This is a genomic window from Streptomyces puniciscabiei, from assembly GCF_006715785.1.
Classification (GTDB): Bacteria; Actinomycetota; Actinomycetes; order Streptomycetales; family Streptomycetaceae; genus Streptomyces; species Streptomyces puniciscabiei.
Genome location: NZ_VFNX01000001.1, coordinates 1,912,257 through 1,928,937, shown reverse-complemented (window position 1 = coordinate 1,928,937; position 16,681 = coordinate 1,912,257). Strand labels below are relative to the sequence as shown.

Annotated in this window: 13 protein-coding genes; 9 read left to right on the top strand and 4 right to left on the bottom strand. The window is 69.7% G+C overall.

All coding sequences use genetic code 11. The features are described 5' to 3' along the window. Positions 1-9: 9 nt before the first annotated feature. From FB563_RS08630 to FB563_RS08620, 3 genes are all read right to left on the bottom strand, one after another. Entirely contained in the window at positions 10-993 is a 984-nt protein-coding gene (locus tag FB563_RS08630; RefSeq protein WP_055707211.1) for an ABC transporter permease, read from the bottom strand. 95 nt (positions 994-1,088) lie between these two features. Further along, positions 1,089-2,873, bottom strand: coding sequence for an ABC transporter substrate-binding protein (locus FB563_RS08625; RefSeq protein ID WP_055707210.1), 1,785 nt, complete (start codon positions 2,871-2,873; stop codon positions 1,089-1,091). An 80-nt stretch (positions 2,874-2,953) separates the two neighbouring features. Then, positions 2,954-3,985, bottom strand: a complete 1,032-nt coding sequence (locus FB563_RS08620; protein WP_079048864.1) for an ABC transporter permease — start codon at positions 3,983-3,985, stop codon at positions 2,954-2,956. 466 nt (positions 3,986-4,451) lie between these two features. Between FB563_RS08620 and FB563_RS08615 the strand changes: the two genes are divergently transcribed. The 5 genes from FB563_RS08615 to FB563_RS08595 are packed head-to-tail and all read left to right on the top strand — an operon-like array spanning position 4,452 to position 10,016. Next, positions 4,452-6,071 carry a peptide ABC transporter substrate-binding protein gene (locus tag FB563_RS08615; RefSeq protein ID WP_055707209.1) on the top strand — a complete coding sequence of 540 codons (1,620 nt, stop codon included), beginning with the start codon at positions 4,452-4,454 and terminating at the stop codon, positions 6,069-6,071. A gap of 5 nt (positions 6,072-6,076) precedes the next feature. After that, positions 6,077-7,000, top strand: coding sequence for an ABC transporter permease (locus tag FB563_RS08610; protein ID WP_055707208.1), 924 nt, complete (start codon positions 6,077-6,079; stop codon positions 6,998-7,000). Beyond that, positions 6,993-7,973, top strand: a complete 981-nt coding sequence (locus tag FB563_RS08605) for an ABC transporter permease (protein WP_055707207.1) — start codon at positions 6,993-6,995, stop codon at positions 7,971-7,973. Before FB563_RS08610 ends, FB563_RS08605 begins: the two co-directional genes overlap by 8 nt. Positions 7,974-7,996: 23 nt before the next feature. Continuing rightward, positions 7,997-8,989: an ABC transporter ATP-binding protein gene (locus FB563_RS08600; RefSeq protein ID WP_055707213.1), complete on the top strand. Its 993-nt coding sequence runs from the start codon at positions 7,997-7,999 to the stop codon at positions 8,987-8,989. Further along, positions 8,964-10,016, top strand: a complete 1,053-nt coding sequence (locus FB563_RS08595; protein ID WP_055707206.1) for an ABC transporter ATP-binding protein — start codon at positions 8,964-8,966, stop codon at positions 10,014-10,016. The genes FB563_RS08600 and FB563_RS08595 overlap by 26 nt, the downstream gene beginning before the upstream one ends. Before the next feature lie 163 nt (positions 10,017-10,179). Here FB563_RS08595 and FB563_RS08590 read toward each other — a convergent pair whose 3' ends face one another. Next, the gene (locus FB563_RS08590; protein WP_055707281.1) at positions 10,180-12,318 is read right to left on the bottom strand and encodes a prolyl oligopeptidase family serine peptidase; all 2,139 of its coding nucleotides are present in this window, start codon (positions 12,316-12,318) and stop codon (positions 10,180-10,182) included. Between the two features lie 164 nt (positions 12,319-12,482). On the opposite strand from FB563_RS08590, the gene FB563_RS08585 reads away from it, so the two are divergent. The 4 genes from FB563_RS08585 (at position 12,483) to FB563_RS08570 (ending at position 16,620) form a co-directional block, all read left to right on the top strand. Further along, complete coding sequence (locus tag FB563_RS08585) at positions 12,483-12,677, top strand: hypothetical protein (protein ID WP_055707280.1); 195 nt, start codon at positions 12,483-12,485, stop codon at positions 12,675-12,677. An 83-nt stretch (positions 12,678-12,760) separates the two neighbouring features. After that, complete coding sequence (gene mshB, locus FB563_RS08580; protein WP_055707279.1) at positions 12,761-13,618, top strand: N-acetyl-1-D-myo-inositol-2-amino-2-deoxy-alpha-D-glucopyranoside deacetylase; 858 nt, start codon at positions 12,761-12,763, stop codon at positions 13,616-13,618. Beyond that, positions 13,615-14,031, top strand: coding sequence for a DUF6113 family protein (locus FB563_RS08575; RefSeq protein WP_055707278.1), 417 nt, complete (start codon positions 13,615-13,617; stop codon positions 14,029-14,031). The genes mshB and FB563_RS08575 overlap by 4 nt, the downstream gene beginning before the upstream one ends. Before the next feature lie 162 nt (positions 14,032-14,193). Beyond that, entirely contained in the window at positions 14,194-16,620 is a 2,427-nt protein-coding gene (locus tag FB563_RS08570; RefSeq protein ID WP_055707277.1) for a hypothetical protein, read from the top strand. Positions 16,621-16,681 lie beyond the last annotated feature (61 nt).

The following is a 16,681-nucleotide window of genomic DNA, read 5'->3' as shown; positions in this document are numbered from 1 at the left end:
TGTCTCTCCTTAGGCGAGGCGGACGCGGGGGTCGATGAGGGCGTAGACGGCGTCAACGACGATGTTGAAGACGACGATCGCGGCGGCGGCCACCAGGGTGACCCCGAGCAGCATCGGCAGGTCGTTGTCCTTCACGGCCTTCACCGAGACGGCGCCGAGGCCGTGCAGGCCGAACGTCGCCTCCGTGATGACCGCGCCGCCGAGCAGCGTGCCGAGGTCCATGCCGAGGATCGTCACGATCGGGCCCATCGAGCCGCGCCAGGCGAAACGGAAGAACACCGTACGGGCGGACAGACCCTTGGCACGAGCGGTGCGGACGTAGTCCTCGCTCAGCGTCTCGACCAGCTGCGAGCGGGTCATACGGGTGTAGTTGGCGGTGAAGATGATCGCCAGCACGAACCACGGCAGCAGGAAGCCCCCGAACCAGGCCCCGGGGTTGTCCGTGAAACCGGCGTCGTCGTTCGGGCGGGGCAGGAGGTGCCACTCGTCGGAGAGGTAGAACATCGCGACGATGCCGACGATGTAGATCTGCAGCGACGAACCGATCAGCGAGGCCGAAGATGCGATCTTGTCCAGCGGCTTGCCCTGCTTGACGGCGGCGATCATGCCGGTGCCGACACCGAAGAGGAAGAAGACGACCGCGCTGCCCAGGGCCAGGGAGATCGTGGTCGGGAAGCGGTCCAGGATGATGCCCGTGACCGGCTCGCGGTTGATGAACGAGTAGCCGAGGCAGGGCGCGTTGCAGTGCCCGAACGACGCGTAGTCGCGGCCCACGAAGACGCCTTCGAGCCAGTGCCAGTACTGCACCGGCAGCGGATCGTCGATCCCCAGGTTGTGCTTGACCAGCGCCAGAGTCTGTGGCGTGCAGACCTTGCCGCAGGCGACCCTGGCGGGGTCACGCGGAGCGACGTAGAAGAGGAAGAAGGTGATGGCACTGATGATCAGCAGGATCACCGCTGCGCCGATTGTCCGGCGGACGAGAAAGCGGAACATGGCGATGGGATTCCCTGGGCGACGCCGTGGTGGGGGCGGAGGGGGACGGGCGGGGCGCCGGTGTGCGGCGCCCCGCCCCTGGACTGGCTTGGTCGTCAGGCCTTCACGTACAGCTTGTACATGACGAACGCCGAGAACAGCGGGTCGAACAGCGCGCCGCCGACCTTCGAGCCGTGCAGGTAGAACCGGCGCTGGAAGGTCTCGGGGATGATCGGCGCGAGCTCGGTCATGATCTTCTTGTCCAGCGCCTCCCAGGCCTCGCCGGCCTTCTTCGGGTCGGTGATGACGGCGTTCTGCTTGATCGCGTCGTTGACCCAGCTCACGTTCAGCTGCGAGACGTTGTTGGAGCCGTTGGCGATGGTGGCGCCGTCGAACAGCGGCTGCATGACGGTGTAACCGGTCGGCCAGTCCGGGGACCAGCCGAACCACATCACGTCGAAGCTGTTGTTGATCTGCTGGACCTGGTCGTAGTAGCTGGTGGAGTCCACCGGCTTGACGACCGGGTCGAAGCCCGCCGCCTTCAGGGCGTTGGTGATGACGACCGCCGTCTTGGTGTAGGCGTCGTTGCTGCCCTTGGGGTAGGTGTAGACGATCTTCTGGCCGAGCTTGCCGGCCTCCTTCAGCAGCGCCTTGGCCTTCTCCGGGTCGCCCTGCGGCTTCTTCAGCTTGCCGTAGACGTCCTGGTGCTCGTAGCCGAGGATGTCCGGGCTGATGATGGAGGTCGCGTAGTCACCGGCGGCCTGGCCACCGTAGATGCGGCGGATCTGCTCCAGCGGCCAGGCGTAGTTCAGGGCCTGGCGCACCTTCGGGTCGGTGATCCGCTTGCAGTTGATGGCGTAGTAGTACAGACCGCTGAGCAGGCCGTTGATGGTGCGCTGCTTCAGCTGCGCGTCGCCCAGGACCTTCTGCAGGCGCTCGGCGGGCACACCGCTGTAGGCCATGACCGCGTACTGGTCGTCGCCGCTCTCGGCGATCAGGCGGTCGGTGGCCGGCAGGGACTCGGTGCCGAACTGGAAGGTGAAGCTGTCCGGGTAGGCGTTGCGGATCGCGTCCGTCGCCGGGTCCCAGTGCGGGTTGCGCACCAGCTTGAGGGACTTGTCGACGGAGTGCTGGGCGATCTTGTACGGGCCGGCGGAGACCGGGTCCTTGTCGTACTTCTCCTTGGTGTCGTGGCTCACCGGCACGGCGCCGTAGGAGTGCATCGCGAGCGTGAAGTTGAGGTCCGGGCGGGCGACCTTCAGCTTCAGCGTGATGGTCTTCTTCGCCTTGTCGGTGACGATGGAGTCCAGGTGCTGGTTGCTGAACGGGCCCTTGTACTTCGAGCGGAAGTCGCTGGAGCCGACGAGCGCGGACTGGACGTACTGCGCACCCTCGGTGGTGAAGCTGGCGAAGCCGCGCTCGATGCCGTGGCGGACGTCCTCGACGGTCAGCTCGCTGCCGTCCTCCCACTTCAGACCGTCCTTCAGGGTGAAGGACCAGGTCTTGCCGCCGTCGCTCATGGTGCCGGTGTCGGTGGCGAGGTCACCGACCAGCTTCATGGAGCCGTCCATGGCGATCTTGTAGCCGGTCAGGGCACGGACGTAGAGGTTGGCGACGGTGGAGTTCCAGGCGAAGTAGATCCGCTGCGGGTCCAGGTGGGAGAAGTCGTCCGGCCCGATGCCGATGATGTTGCCGCCCTTCTTCGCACCCGGGATCTCGGGAGCGGGGCCGGTCGAGTCCTCCTTCGTACCGACGGTCACGTGACCGGTGTACGTGGAGGTGCCGGCGTGGGCGCCGTTGCCGCTGTTCCCGCCTCCGCCGCTGCTGCACGCGGAGAGGACCATGGAGCCGCCGGCCGCGACCGACGTGGCGATGACGAAGTTTCTGCGGGAAAGGGACATGTTTTCCTGCTCTGGTCGAGGAGAGATACGAGCTTCTCCGGCGGGCCCCGTCGCCCGGTCCGGAAGGTGGGACGGGAGGTTCAGCGCCCGGCCTTGGGGTCCAGTGCGTCGCGCACCGAGTCGCCGAGGAGGTTGAAGGCAATGACGAAGATCACCATCGTCAGGCCCGGGAAGAGCATGTACGTGATGTCGTTCTGGTAGTACTTCGAGGCGTTCTGGACCATGACGCCCCAGTCCGGCGTGGGGTCGGAGAGACCGACACCCACGAAGGCCAGACCGGCCTCGGTCGTCACGTACATGGGCAGCGCCAGGGTCGCCTGGATGAGGATCGGCGTCCACAGGTTGGGAAGCAGTTCCTTGAAGATGATGCGGGCCGGGGAGGCACCGGTGACCTTGGCGGCCTCCACGAACTCCCGCTCACGCAGGGCGAGTACCTCACCGCGCAGCAGTCGGGCGATGGGCGCCCAGCCGAACACCGTCATGATGATGATCAGGGAGGCGACGGTGAGCCAGGTCGGGGTCGCCTCGTCGGGTGCGACCAGGATCGTGAGCAGCACCGGGAAGAAGCCGATGAAGAACAGCATCTGCGGGAAGGCCAGCAGGATGTCGATGATCCGGCCGACGAAGTAGTCCGTCTTGCCGCCCAGGTATCCGGCGGTGATGCCGACGACCACACCCAGGAGAGCCACGAGCAGGGTTGTCGCCGTCGCGATCAGCAGCGAGTTGCGGATGCCGTACAGCAGGAACGTGAAGACGTCCCGGCCCAGCTGCGGGTCGATGCCGAACCAGAAGTCCCCGCTCATGCCGCCGTTGGGCTGGACCGGGAAACCGAAGTCGTTGAGCAGGCTCGGGTCGTTCTGGCCGTAGGTGGTGTACGGGTCCTTGCCGTACACCTTGGCGATCAGCGGCGCGGCGATGCTCACGACGAAGAAGAAGATCACCACAAAGGCGGATATGACGCCCGTCCGGTCCCGCTTGAAGCGGGTCCAGGCCAGCCGTCCCGGAGAGCGGCTCTCGGTGCCCCTGGGGTTGCCGGGCTTCGCCGAAGTGGCGCTGTCTTCTTCGGTCACCTCGAGTGCGGCGGCCGGGGAAGGGGATGCGGGGGTGGTCATGATGCTCCGTGCCTTGTGGGTCAAGGCTCCGCAGGGCGCTCCCCTACGGGCTACGCCGGACTTTTTCAACGCAATTCATTCAAGGTCAATAAATTCTCGGTCGCCTTGGTTGCGTCTTTACCTTCTTTACTTGTACTTGATCGTTCCGTAGCTACGCGGGTAGTACGCCGTAATCAATCCGTGCTTCACATCGGACAAACTTGGCGAATCGGACAAGAAGTTCGATATGCGGACGGTGGTGTGTCGAAATGCGTACATCGACCGGTCGCAATCCAACGTTTCGGCATCGTTGTCCGAAGATCTGTTGCGCACCCCTGGCAAGATCGTCCGGCCGCCTCCGTCCGGCTGTCCGCGTTCGGATGATGCGTCCCCCTAACGGCCCCTCAATCCAGCGGCGCGCATGCGGTATGCGTCGTATAAGCCGATATTGGCCGGTAATGGATCGGTGAGCGCGGAGGAGGCAGCCATGCGGGGTATCACGCACGCCCGATGGGCCGCCTGTGCGATCGCGGCCGGGCTGCTGGCCACCGCGTGCGGTGGGGGCGGCGGCGTCGGCGGCGCCGGGGTGCTGACCTCCTCCTGGGGCGACCCGCAGAACCCCCTGGAGCCCACCAACACCAACGAGGTCCAGGGCGGCAAGGTCCTCGACATGATCTTCCGGGGCCTGAAGAAGTACGACCCGAGGACCGGCAAGGCCCAGAACTGGCTCGCCGCGTCCATCGACACCAAGGACTCGCAGAACTTCACGATCAAGGTGAAGGACGGCTGGACCTTCTCCGACGGGGAGAAGGTGACCGCCCACTCCTTCGTGGACGCGTGGAACTACGGGGCGAGCCTGCGGAACAACCAGAAGGACGCCTACTTCTTCGCCTACATCGACGGGTACGACAAGGTCCACCCCGACAGCGGCCCCCAGACCGCCGACACCCTGTCCGGACTCAAGGTCGTCGACGACCACACCTTCACCGTCCGGCTGGGCCAGAAGTTCTCCAGCTTCCCCGACACCCTCGGCTACGCGGCCTTCGCCCCGCTGCCACGCACCTTCTTCACCGACCACGCCGCCTGGCTGAAGAAGCCGGTCGGCAACGGGCCGTACCGGATCGAGTCGTACACCCGGGGCTCGGCGATGAACCTGAAGAGGTGGGACGGCTACCCCGGCCCCGACAAGGCCCGGAACACCGGGGTGACCCTGCTGGTCTACACCGACAGCAACACCGCCTACACCGATGTGCTGGCCGGCAACCTCGACCTCGTCGACGACGTGCCGGCCAGCCAGCTCAAGAACGTCGAGACCGACCTGAACGGCCGCTACATCAACACCCCGGCCGGCATCCTGCAGACCCTCGCCTTCCCGTACTACGACCCGAAGTGGAACACCGACGGGGCACGCAAGGTCCGCACCGGCCTTTCCATGGCGATCAACCGCAAGCAGATCACCGAGACCATCTTCCGGGGCACCCGCACGCCCGCCACCGACTGGACCTCCCCGGTCCTCGGCGCGGCCGGCGGCTACAAGCCCGGGCTGTGCGGCCACGCCTGCGACTACGACCCCGCCCGGGCCAAGAAGCTCATCCAGGAGGGCGGCGGGATCCCCGGCGGCCGGCTGAAGATCACCTACAACGCGGACACCGGCTCGCACAAGCAGTGGGTGGACGCCGTGTGCAACTCCATCAACAACGCGCTCGGCGACGACAGGGCCTGCGTGGGCAACCCGGTCGGCACCTTCGCCGACTTCCGCAACCAGATCGGGCAGCACAAGATGACCGGCCCCTTCCGGGCCGGCTGGCAGATGGACTACCCGTTGATCCAGAACTTCCTGCAGCCGCTGTACTACACCGGCGCCTCCTCCAACGACGGCAAGTGGTCCAACGGACAGTTCGACCGGCTCGTCGACCGGGCCAACGCCGAGACCGGTCAGTCCGCCGCCGTCCGGCTGTTCCAGCAGGCCGAGGAGGTCGTCCGGGACAACATGGCGGCCATCCCGCTCTGGTACCAGAACGGCAGCGCCGGCTACGCCTCCCGGATCACGAACGTGGCGCTCAACCCGTTCAGCGTGCCGGTCTACAACGAGATCAAGGTGGGCTGAGCGGCATGGGGCGCTATGTCGTACGGCGGCTGCTCCAGATGATCCCCGTGTTCATCGGGTCCACCCTGCTGATCTTCCTCATGGTCAACGTGATGGGCGATCCCATCGCCGGCCTGTGCGGCGAGCGGGCCTGCGACCCGGCGACGGCCGCCCAGCTGAAGCGGGAGTTCGGCCTGGACAAGCCGCTCTGGCAGCAGTACGCGACCTACATGGGGAACGTCTTCACCGGGGACTTCGGTACGGCGTTCAACGGCCAGCCCGTCACCGAGCTGATGGGAACGGCGTTCCCCGTCACCATCCGGCTGACGATCGTCGCGATCCTCTTCGAGATCGTCGTCGGCGTGACGCTCGGCGTGCTCACCGGCCTCAGGCGCGGCCGGCCCGTCGATACCGGGGTGCTGCTGGCCACCCTGGTGGTGATCTCCGTCCCCACCTTCGTCACCGGTCTGCTGCTCCAGCTGCTGCTCGGCGTCCAGTGGGGCTGGATCAGACCGTCCGTCTCGGCGTACGCGACGTTCGGCGAGCTGATCGTGCCCGGTCTGGTCCTCGCCTCGGTCTCCCTCGCCTACGTCACGCGGCTGACCCGCACCTCCATCGCGGAGAACAAGCGGGCCGACTACGTCCGGACCGCGATCGCCAAGGGCCTGCCCAGGCACCGGGTCGTCACCCGGCATCTGCTGCGCAACTCGCTGATCCCGGTGGTCACCTTCATCGGTGCCGACATCGGCGCGCTGATGGGCGGTGCGATCGTCACCGAGCGGATCTTCAACATCCACGGCGTCGGCTTCCAGCTCTACCAGGGCATCCTGCGCCAGAACACCCAGACGGTCGTCGGCTTCGTGACGGTCCTCGTCCTGGTCTTCCTCGTCGCCAACCTCCTCGTCGACCTCCTGTACGCCGTACTCGACCCGAGGATCCGCTATGCCTGAACAGCCGTACGAGCCCGAGGGCGCCATCGCCGGGACCGGCATGGGCGGCGCGATGGACCTGGGCGCGAGCGAGGCGGCCACGCTGGAGCGGACGCCCGCCGGCCCGGAGGGCACCGGCCCGGCGGGCAGGCCGCGCTCCCTCTGGTCCGACGCCTGGCGGGACCTGCGCCGCAACCCGGTCTTCCTGATCTCGGCGGTGGTGATCCTCTTCCTGGTCTTCATCTCCCTGTGGCCCTCGGCGATCGCCTCCGGCAGCCCGCTGAAGTGCGACCTCGCCAAGGCGCAGGACGGGCCGGGGCCGGGCGCGCCCTTCGGGTACGACGGCCAGGGCTGCAACGTCTACACGCGCACCGTGTACGGCGCCCGTACGTCCGTCACGGTGGGCGTGCTGGCGACGCTCGGGGTGGCCGTCCTCGGGTCGGTCCTCGGGGCCCTGGCGGGGTACTTCGGCGGCACCTGGGACTCGATCCTGTCCCGGATCACCGACATCTTCTTCGCCATCCCGGTGGTTCTCGGCGGCCTGGTGCTGTTGTCGGTGGTGACGAGCAACACGGTGTGGCCGGTCATCGGGTTCATGGTGCTGCTCGGCTGGCCGCAGATCGGCCGGATCGCCCGCGGCTCGGTCATCACCGCCAAACAGAACGACTACGTCCAGGCCGCCCGTGCCCTCGGCGCCTCCGACTCCCGCGTCCTGCTGCGTCACATCGCCCCGAACGCCGTGGCCCCGGTGATCGTGGTGGCGACCATCGCGCTGGGCACGTACATCGCGCTGGAGGCGACCCTGTCGTACCTCGGCGTGGGCCTGAAACCCCCCAGCGTCTCCTGGGGCATCGACATCTCCGCCGCCTCCCCCTACATCCGCAACGCCCCCCACGCCCTCCTGTGGCCCTCGGGCGCCCTCGCCGTCACGGTCCTGGCCTTCATCATGCTCGGCGACGCGGTCCGCGACGCCCTCGATCCGAAGTTGAGGTGAGGGCCGTGCGAGGTGACGGCGGCGTGCTGCTCGAAGTGCGGGACCTGCGGGTGGAGTTCCGGACCCGGGACGGGGTCGCGCACGCCGTCAACGGGGTGAGCTACGAGGTGGACGCGGGGGAGACCCTGGCCGTGCTCGGCGAGTCGGGGTCCGGCAAGTCGGTGACCGCGCAAGCCGTGATGGGGATCCTCGACACCCCGCCCGGGAAGGTCACGGGCGGTCGGATCCTGTTCCGGGGACGGGATCTGCTCACACTGAAAGAAGAGGAGCGCAGGAGGATCCGCGGCGCCGAAATGGCGATGATCTTCCAGGACGCGCTGTCGGCCCTCAACCCCGTCATCTCCGTGGGCGACCAGCTCGGCGAGATGTTCGTCGTGCACCGCGGGATGTCGAGGAAGGACGCGCGGCGCAGGGCCGTCGAGCTGATGGAGCGGGTACGCATCCCGGCCGCCGCCCAGCGGGTGCGGGACTACCCCCACCAGTTCTCCGGCGGCATGCGCCAGCGCATCATGATCGCCATGGCGCTGGCCCTGGAACCGGCGCTGATCATCGCCGACGAACCGACCACGGCGTTGGACGTCACCGTCCAGGCCCAGGTCATGGACCTGCTCGCGGAGCTGCAGCGCGAGTACCACATGGGGCTGATCCTGATCACCCACGATCTCGGGGTCGTCGCGGACGTGGCCGACCGGATCGCGGTCATGTACGCCGGGAAGATCGTCGAGTCCGCGCCCGTCCGCGACATCTACAAGGCGCCCGCCCACCCCTACACCCGCGGCCTGCTGGACTCCATCCCGCGCCTGGACCAGAAGGGACAGCAGCTGTACGCCATCAAGGGCCTGCCGCCGAACCTGACGCACATCCCGCCGGGCTGCTCCTTCCACCCGCGCTGTCCGATGGCGAGGGAGGTCTGCCGCACCGACGAGCCCCCGCTGTACGAGGTCTCCGGCACCCGCGGCAGTGCCTGCCACTTCTGGAGGGAGTGCCTCGATGGCCTCGACGCCCCCGGCCACTGAGCCGATCCTCGAAGTGACCGGCCTGGTCAAGCACTACCCCCTCACCCGGGGCATCCTCTTCAAGAAGCAGGTCGGCGCGGTGAAGGCCGTCGACGGCGTCGACTTCACCCTGGGCAAGGGCGAAACCCTCGGCATCGTCGGCGAGTCGGGCTGCGGCAAGTCGACCGTCGCCCGGATGCTCTGCAACCTGGAGCGCCCGACGGCCGGCTCCATCAGGTTCAACGGCGAGGACATCACCAAGCTGTCCGGCAGGGCCCTGAAGGCCGTACGCCGCAACATCCAGATGGTCTTCCAGGACCCGTACACCTCCCTCAACCCCCGTATGACGGTGGGCGACATCATCGGGGAGCCGTACGACATCCACCCCGAGGTCGCGCCCAAGGGCGACCGCCGGCGCAGGGTCCAGGAACTGCTGGACGTGGTCGGCCTCGACCCGGAGTACGTCAACCGCTATCCGCACCAGTTCTCCGGCGGCCAGCGCCAGCGCATCGGCATCGCCCGGGGGCTGGCGCTGCGTCCGGAGGTGATCGTCGCCGACGAGCCGGTGTCCGCCCTCGACGTCTCGGTCCAGGCCCAGGTGATCAACCTGCTGGCCCGTCTGCAGTCGGAGTTCGACCTCTCCTACGTCTTCATCGCGCACGACCTGTCCATCGTCCGGCACATCTCCGACCGGGTCGGCGTGATGTACCTCGGGCGGATCGTGGAGACCGGACGCGACGCCGAGATCTACGAGCACCCCACGCACCCCTACACCCAGGCGCTGCTGTCGGCGGTCCCGGTCCCCGATCCCGAGGTCCGCGCACAGCGCGAGCGGATCATCCTCAGCGGGGACGTGCCGTCGCCGACGAACATCCCCTCCGGCTGCCGCTTCCGCACCCGCTGCTGGAAGGCACAGGAGCGCTGTGCCCGGGAGGTGCCGGCGCTCGCGGTACCGGCCGCCTTCCGCGCCGCCGCCGGCCCGGCGGCCCATCCCTCGGCCTGTCACTTCGCGGAGGAGAAGCGGGTGGTTCCGACGGAGGGAACATAGGGGCGGCGCAGTCGTGGGAGTGCGCGTACGGCAGCGGGCCGGGGTGACATGGCGCACCCCGGCCCGCTCACGGCACCCGCACGGCCGTACGCTGATCAGCCTCGCGTGTCCGTATATCGGTACCGCTTCCGTGAAGTTGCCTGCGTGTTAACGCGGTTCACGGTCATTTTCCCTGGTCGGGCAGCGCCCGCCGGAGGAAGTCCAGCTGGAGCAGCAGCAGGTTCTCCGCGACCGTCTCCTGCGGGGTCATGTGCGTCACCCCGGACAGCGGCAGCACCTCGTGCGGGCGGCCGGCGGCGAGCAGGGCGGAGGACAGCCGCAGGGAATGGGCGACGACGACGTTGTCGTCCGCGAGGCCGTGAATGATCATCATCGGGCGGTGCGGCTCGGCCGCGTCGACCAGGCCCGCGTCGTCGACCAGCGAGTTGCGGCGGTAGACCGCCGGCTGCTCGTCGGGGAGGCCGAGGTAGCGCTCCTGGTAGTGGGTGTCGTACAGCCGCAGATCGGTGACCGGGGCGCCGACGACCGCCGCGTGGAAGACGTCGGGCCGGCGCAGTACCGCCAGCGCGGCCAGATAACCGCCGAAGGACCAGCCGCGGATCGCCACCCGGCCCAGGTCCAGCGGGAACTCCCCGGCGAGCGCGTGCAGCGCGTCCACCTGGTCCTGGAGCACGACCGCCGCCAGCTCGTCCCGGACCGACTTCTCCCAGGCCGGCGAGTGCCCCGGAGTGCCCCGCCCGTCCGCCACGACCACCGCGAAACCCTGGTCGGCGAACCACTGGGAGGTGAGGTGGGCGTTGTGCGCGGCGAGCACCCGCTGGCCGTGCGGGCCGCCGTACGGGTCCATGAGGACGGGCAGGGGACTGTCACCGTGGTAGTCCCGTGGCATAAGCACGGCGCACGGAATTCGGCGTGCGCCCCCCTGGGTGAGCGTCACCCGGGGGGACAAACCGGGATCTTCGGCGTACGACCGGACAGTCGCCGCCGGTTTTCCGTCACTCAGCACCTGGACACGGGCGCCCGGAGTGTCCGGCGTCGCGGACACGAGCACGGTCACACCCCCGGCGCGCACCGCCGAGTGCACACCGGGCTCCTGCGACACGCGCTCCACGCCCAGCTCGTTCACCCGGTACACATGGACCTGGCCGGTCTCGGGGTCCGGTGCCTCCGTGCCCGCCGAGGCGGAAACCAGCACGTCGTGGTCGCCCACGTCCAGCACCGCCCGGATGTGCAACAGGCCGCTGGTCAAGGGCCGTTCGCCGACCGCCAGGACCCGGACGCCACCCTCGTCCGCGATCCGGACGAGCTGCCCGGAAGGGCTCCAGCACGGCACCCCGGGGAAAAGTTCCAGCCAACTTGGATCTTCGTCGGCGTGCACCATCCGGGTGGCCCCCGTGTCCGGGTCCACCGCCAGGAACAGCTGGCTGCGCTGGTCCCGCGCCTGCACCAGCAACAGCGGCGCACCCGCCGCTGACCAGTGCACACGGGCCAGATACGGATAGCGGGACCGGTCCCACGCGACCTCCGTGCGCGCCCCGTCGAGCCCGATCACGAACAGCCGCACGTCCGCGTTGGGCGTGCCGGCCGCCGGGTAGGCGACGTTGTGTGGCTCACGCTCCGGATGCGCCGGATCGGCGATCCACCACCGCCGCACCGGCGTGTCGTCCACGCGCGCCACGAGCAGCCGGTCACCGCCCGGAGCCCACCAGTAACCCCGCGAACGGCCCATCTCCTCGGCCGCGACGAACTCCGCGAGCCCGTAGGTGACCCGCCCCGGGCCACCCGTGGGCTCCGGCTCGGCGAGCGCCCGGTCGCCGTCGCCCTCGGCGCCCACGACCCGCAGCGCACCCTGCGCGACATACGCGATGTGTGTGCCGTCGGGGGAGGGGCGCGGGTCGATCACCGGCCCCGGGACCCGGAGTTCACGCGCCGTACCGGCCCGCAGCTCGGCCGTGAAAAGCCGCCCTGACAAGGCGAAAGCCGCCAACTCCACGGCGGAGTCGGTGGCATACCCGACGATGCCCGCACCCCCCTCCCGGCTGCGTTCGCGCCGGGCCCGTTCCTCGGCGGAGAGCTCTTCGGAGGCGCCGCCGAGGAGCGCGCCCGGATCGGCCGCGAGGCGCTCCGCGCCCTCCGGAAGGTCCATGACCCACAGGGAGTTGGCCCGGTCGGTGCCGGAGCGGGAGCGCAGGAACGCGACACGCGTACCGTCGGGTGCCACCGTGAACGCACGCGGCGCGCCGAGCGTGAACCGCTGCGTCCGGGCATGCCGGCGGGGGAAGGAGTCGGACTCGGTCGTCATACCCCGACCATATTGGCCATGCGCCCCCTTGTGCGGCCGTGCGCCGAGCGATGCGCGAGCACGGATAGTTATGATCACTACCGCTGTGTGGGTATGAACCTGCTGGCGTCTGCGTGGATTTGCTCAACTGATCTAGATCGGACGATCTTTGGAGGTGAGCCGCCGTGGCACTCTCGATTTCGGCGGTGGTGCTGCTGGCGATCATCGTCTTCCTGTTGATCAAGAAGTCGGGGCTGAAGGGTGGCCATGCGCTCGTCTGCATGCTGCTCGGTTTCTACCTCGCCTCCTCGACCGTCGCCCCCACGATCAGCCAGCTGACGACCAACGTCGCCAGCATGATCAGCAGCATCAAGTTCTGAGCGGACGGTCCGGAGGGCGTCACGGGCATGTGCTGTCCGGGTGCCGCCGGTGGGGGAGGCCCGGAGCCTCGTAGGGTGGACCCATGACGGAACTCCCCGCCCGGCGTCTCCTTCTGGTGCACGCGCACCCGGACGACGAGTCGATCAACAACGGCGCCACCATGGCCAGGTACGCGGCCGAAGGTGTGCACGTGACGCTGGTCACCTGCACGCTGGGGGAGAGGGGGGAGGTCATCCCGCCCGGGCTGCGGCATCTGACGGGGCCCGCCCTGGGCGCGCACCGCCGCGGGGAGCTGGCCGACGCCACCCGCGCGCTGGGCGTGAGCGACGCCCGGCTGCTCGGCGGCGCGGGGCGGTACGGCGACTCCGGGATGATGGGCATTCCGGACAATGACGACCCCGGGTGCTTCTGGCAGGCCGACGTGGACGAGGCCGCCGGGTATCTGGCCGACCTGATCCTCGAGGTCCGGCCCCAGGTCCTCGTCACCTACGACGACAACGGCGGCTACGGCCACCCCGACCACATCCAGGCCCACCGCGTCGCCATGCGCGCCGTCGAGCTGGCGGACCAGCGCGGGCACCGGATCGACAAGGTCTACTGGAACCGCGTCCCGCGCTCCGTCGCCGAGGCCGCCTTCGCCCGGCTCCAGGAGGAACTGGCCGTGCTGCCGTTCGAGAAGAGCGGCAGCGTGGCGGACGTACCCGGCGTGGTCGACGACGAGCGGGTCACCACCAGCGTCGACGGGACCGCCTTCGCCGCGGCCAAGGCCGCCGCGATGCGTGCCCACGTCACCCAGATCGAGGTGGCCGAGCCCTACTTCGCGCTCTCCAACGAACTGGCCCAGCCGCTGTTCACCACCGAGTACTACGAGTTGGTGCGCGGCGAGGCCCGGCCCGGGGAGACCGACCTGTTCGCGGGCGTCGAGGAGGGGACGGCATGAGCGGCAACGGGCAGGGTCCGCTGCTCGCCCAGCCGCTGCAGCGGCCCTCCGCCGGGCGGATCATCGCTTATGCGGGACTTTTCCTGTTCGGCGCCGTCATCGGGGCGGCCGGGGCCCTCGTCCAGGCCGCCTGGTTCCCCGGCGGGCTGCTGCTCGCCCTCGCGGGCGCGGCCGGGCTGTTCCTCGGCGGTGCGTACGCGATGGGCGGCCGGGGCGGGGCGGTCGCACCGGTGGTGGGCTGGATCATCACCGTCATCCTGCTCACCACCTCGCGTCCCGAGGGCGACTTCCTGTTCGGCGCGGGACTCGGCTCGTACCTGTTCCTGCTCGGTGGCATGGCCCTCGCTGTGATCTGCGCCACCCTTGGCGCCGGGCGGCAACCTCGGGGCGGTCCCGCCCGACTTGGCAAGTGACGTACTACTTTCTCCACGCGGCGCACGTGCGAGTCCCGTGTGGGTTTCCTCAGTGGTCATGGGATACACGCCAGAAGTGGCCAGTATGGTGGTGCGCGCCGCCGAGCCGCCCGAGCTAGTTGAGGTCGTAACGCGCGGCGAAGCCAACTGGGAGAACCTGCCTTGAGTCGTGAAACTGACACTCCGTCCTCCGGGCCCAACGGGCGCGGCGGAGCCGCATACCCCTCCGGCACCCCGCCGTACGGGACCCCCATGGCTTCCGACGACGGTACGGACGCCGGCCGTTCGGTCACGCGGCCGGAGGAGAAGAAGACCGAGACCACGCTGACGACCCGGATCCGGATCAACATCCCGGGGTCCCGGCCCATTCCGCCGGTCGTCGTGCGCAAGCCCGTCGGGGACACCGACGGCGCCGGGGACGAGGCGCCCGCCCGTGACACGCGGCCCGCGGCCGACCGGTCGGCCACCGGCTCCGTCGAGCCGCCCGCCGAGCCCGCGGCGCAGGCCGAGGAGAAGACCAGCGACTGGTTCGCGCCCCGCAAGTCCTCCGGCGGCAAGGCCGCTCCGGCCACCGGTGGCACGAACGGGTCCGGAACGTCCGGCGGTTCCAGCACCGCCCCCGGCTCGTCGGGCACCCGTTCGGGTGGTCCGGGAGCATCCGGTGCGTCCGGTACCACCGGCGCACGGTCCGGCGGGCGTCCCGGCGGTGTGGTCGGCTCCATGAGCGTCCCGGGCGCCTCCCGCTCCGGCACCGGCACCGGCACCGGCAAGGGTCTGCCCGGCGCCACCGGCGGCCCCGTCGCCCCCGGACACGGCGGCGGCACCGGTTCCTTCGACGTGACCGAGGCACTGAACGCGGCCCCGAGGGGCACGGCTTCCCGCCCCGGCGCGTCCGGCGGCGAACCGCGCCGCGACGACCTGCCGTACTTCTCGGAGAACGGCGGCCAGGACGACTTCGACGGCACGGGTACGGCGGGTTCGGGCTCGGGTACGGCCGGTGCGGGCGGCCACGACGGCTTCGGCACCCCGGGCGCGGACGGCCGGAACGGCTTCCCGGGCACTCCCGGCGCCCCGGGCGCGAACGGCCTGGGCGGTCTCGGCGGCCCCGGCGGTCCCAGCGGCTTCAACGGCCCGCGCGGCCATGGCGGCCCCGGCGGTCCGCAGGGCCCGGCCGGCCCCACCAGCGGCCCCGTCACCGGCGACGGCCCTCTCGTCCCGTCGGCGGGCGAGCCCTTCGACGGCCTGTCCGGCACGGACGGCAGGGACGGCCCCGGCGGCTACGACGGCCCCGGCCGCCCGGGCGCCCAGCCCCCGCGCAGCGCCCTCGCCGACATCGCCGACCTCGAAGGTCCCGCCGGACCCGGCGCCCCGGCTGCCGGCTCCGGTGCCGCCGGTCTCGGCCCGGGCGGCGGGCTCAGCGACGACACCGCGATCCTCACCCCGCAGAAGCCGGCCCCCGAACCCGGCACGCCCGGCTACCGCCCGGCCGACAACGTCTCCGGACACACCGTCACCAGCGGCATCCCGGTCGTCCCCGGGGCCGGTGCGTCCCCCTTCGGCACCCCGGCCGGCGGCCCGGCCACGCAGCCCCAGTCCCGGCCGGAGCCGTCCGGTGCGCCCAAGGCGCAGGCCAAGCCGAAGAAGAAGGGCCGCAGCAAGCTGGTGCTGCTGGGCGCCGGCGTGGTCGTCGTCGCGGGCGGTGCCTACGGCGCCGGACTGCTGATGAACCACACCGACGTGCCCAAGGGCACCACGGTCCTCGGCGTGGACATCGGCGGCGGCACCCGTGACGACGCCGTCAAGAAGCTCGACGACGCCTTCGGCGGCCGGGTGAACAAGCCGCTGAAGCTCTCCGTCGGCGGCAACACGGTCACCCTCACCCCGGAGAACGCCGGTCTCCAGTTCGACTTCCAGGCCACCGTGAGCAAGGCCGCGACCAGCGACTACAACCCGGTCCACGTCATCGGCTCGCTCTTCGGGCAGAAGCGCGTGATCGATCCCGAGATGCCGGTGGACGAGGAGAAGCTGCAGGCCGCCCTCCAGCAGGCCGGCGGCGGCTCCGGGTCGGTCGTCGAGGGCGGCATCGACTTCAAGCCGGGCCAGGCGGTAGCCGTCTACGGCAAGGCGGGCAAGGCCATCGACGCCGCCCAGTCCACCCAGGCGGTCGAACAGGCCTACCGCACCCTGGTGGAGACGGGCACGCCGACCCCGGTCACCGTGCCGACGACCACGAAGCAGCCGACGGTGTCGAACGCGGCCGTCGACCAGGAGATGAAACTGTTCGCGGAACCGGCGATGTCGGCCAAGGTGACCGTGTCGGCGGGCGCGGGCCACGTCGTGCTGATGAGCCCGGAGAAATCGCTCTGGAAGTTCCTCAAGGTGGTGCCGACTTCGGACGGCAAGCTGGTCGACAAGCCCGACCTGAACGCCCTGAAGCAGCTGTACGGCAAGGCCTTCGACGGCGTCCTCATCACCCGCGGCAACGGCAGCAAGACGCCCGTCACCCCGCAGGACGTCTACGCCGCCCTCCGCCAGGCCCTGATCAGCAGGACCAACCGGGTCGCCGTCATCTCCACCCACCCGAGCTAGCACGGCGACACCACAGGGGGCGCCCACCGGACACCGGGCGCCCCTTCGTCGTGCCCTGTCA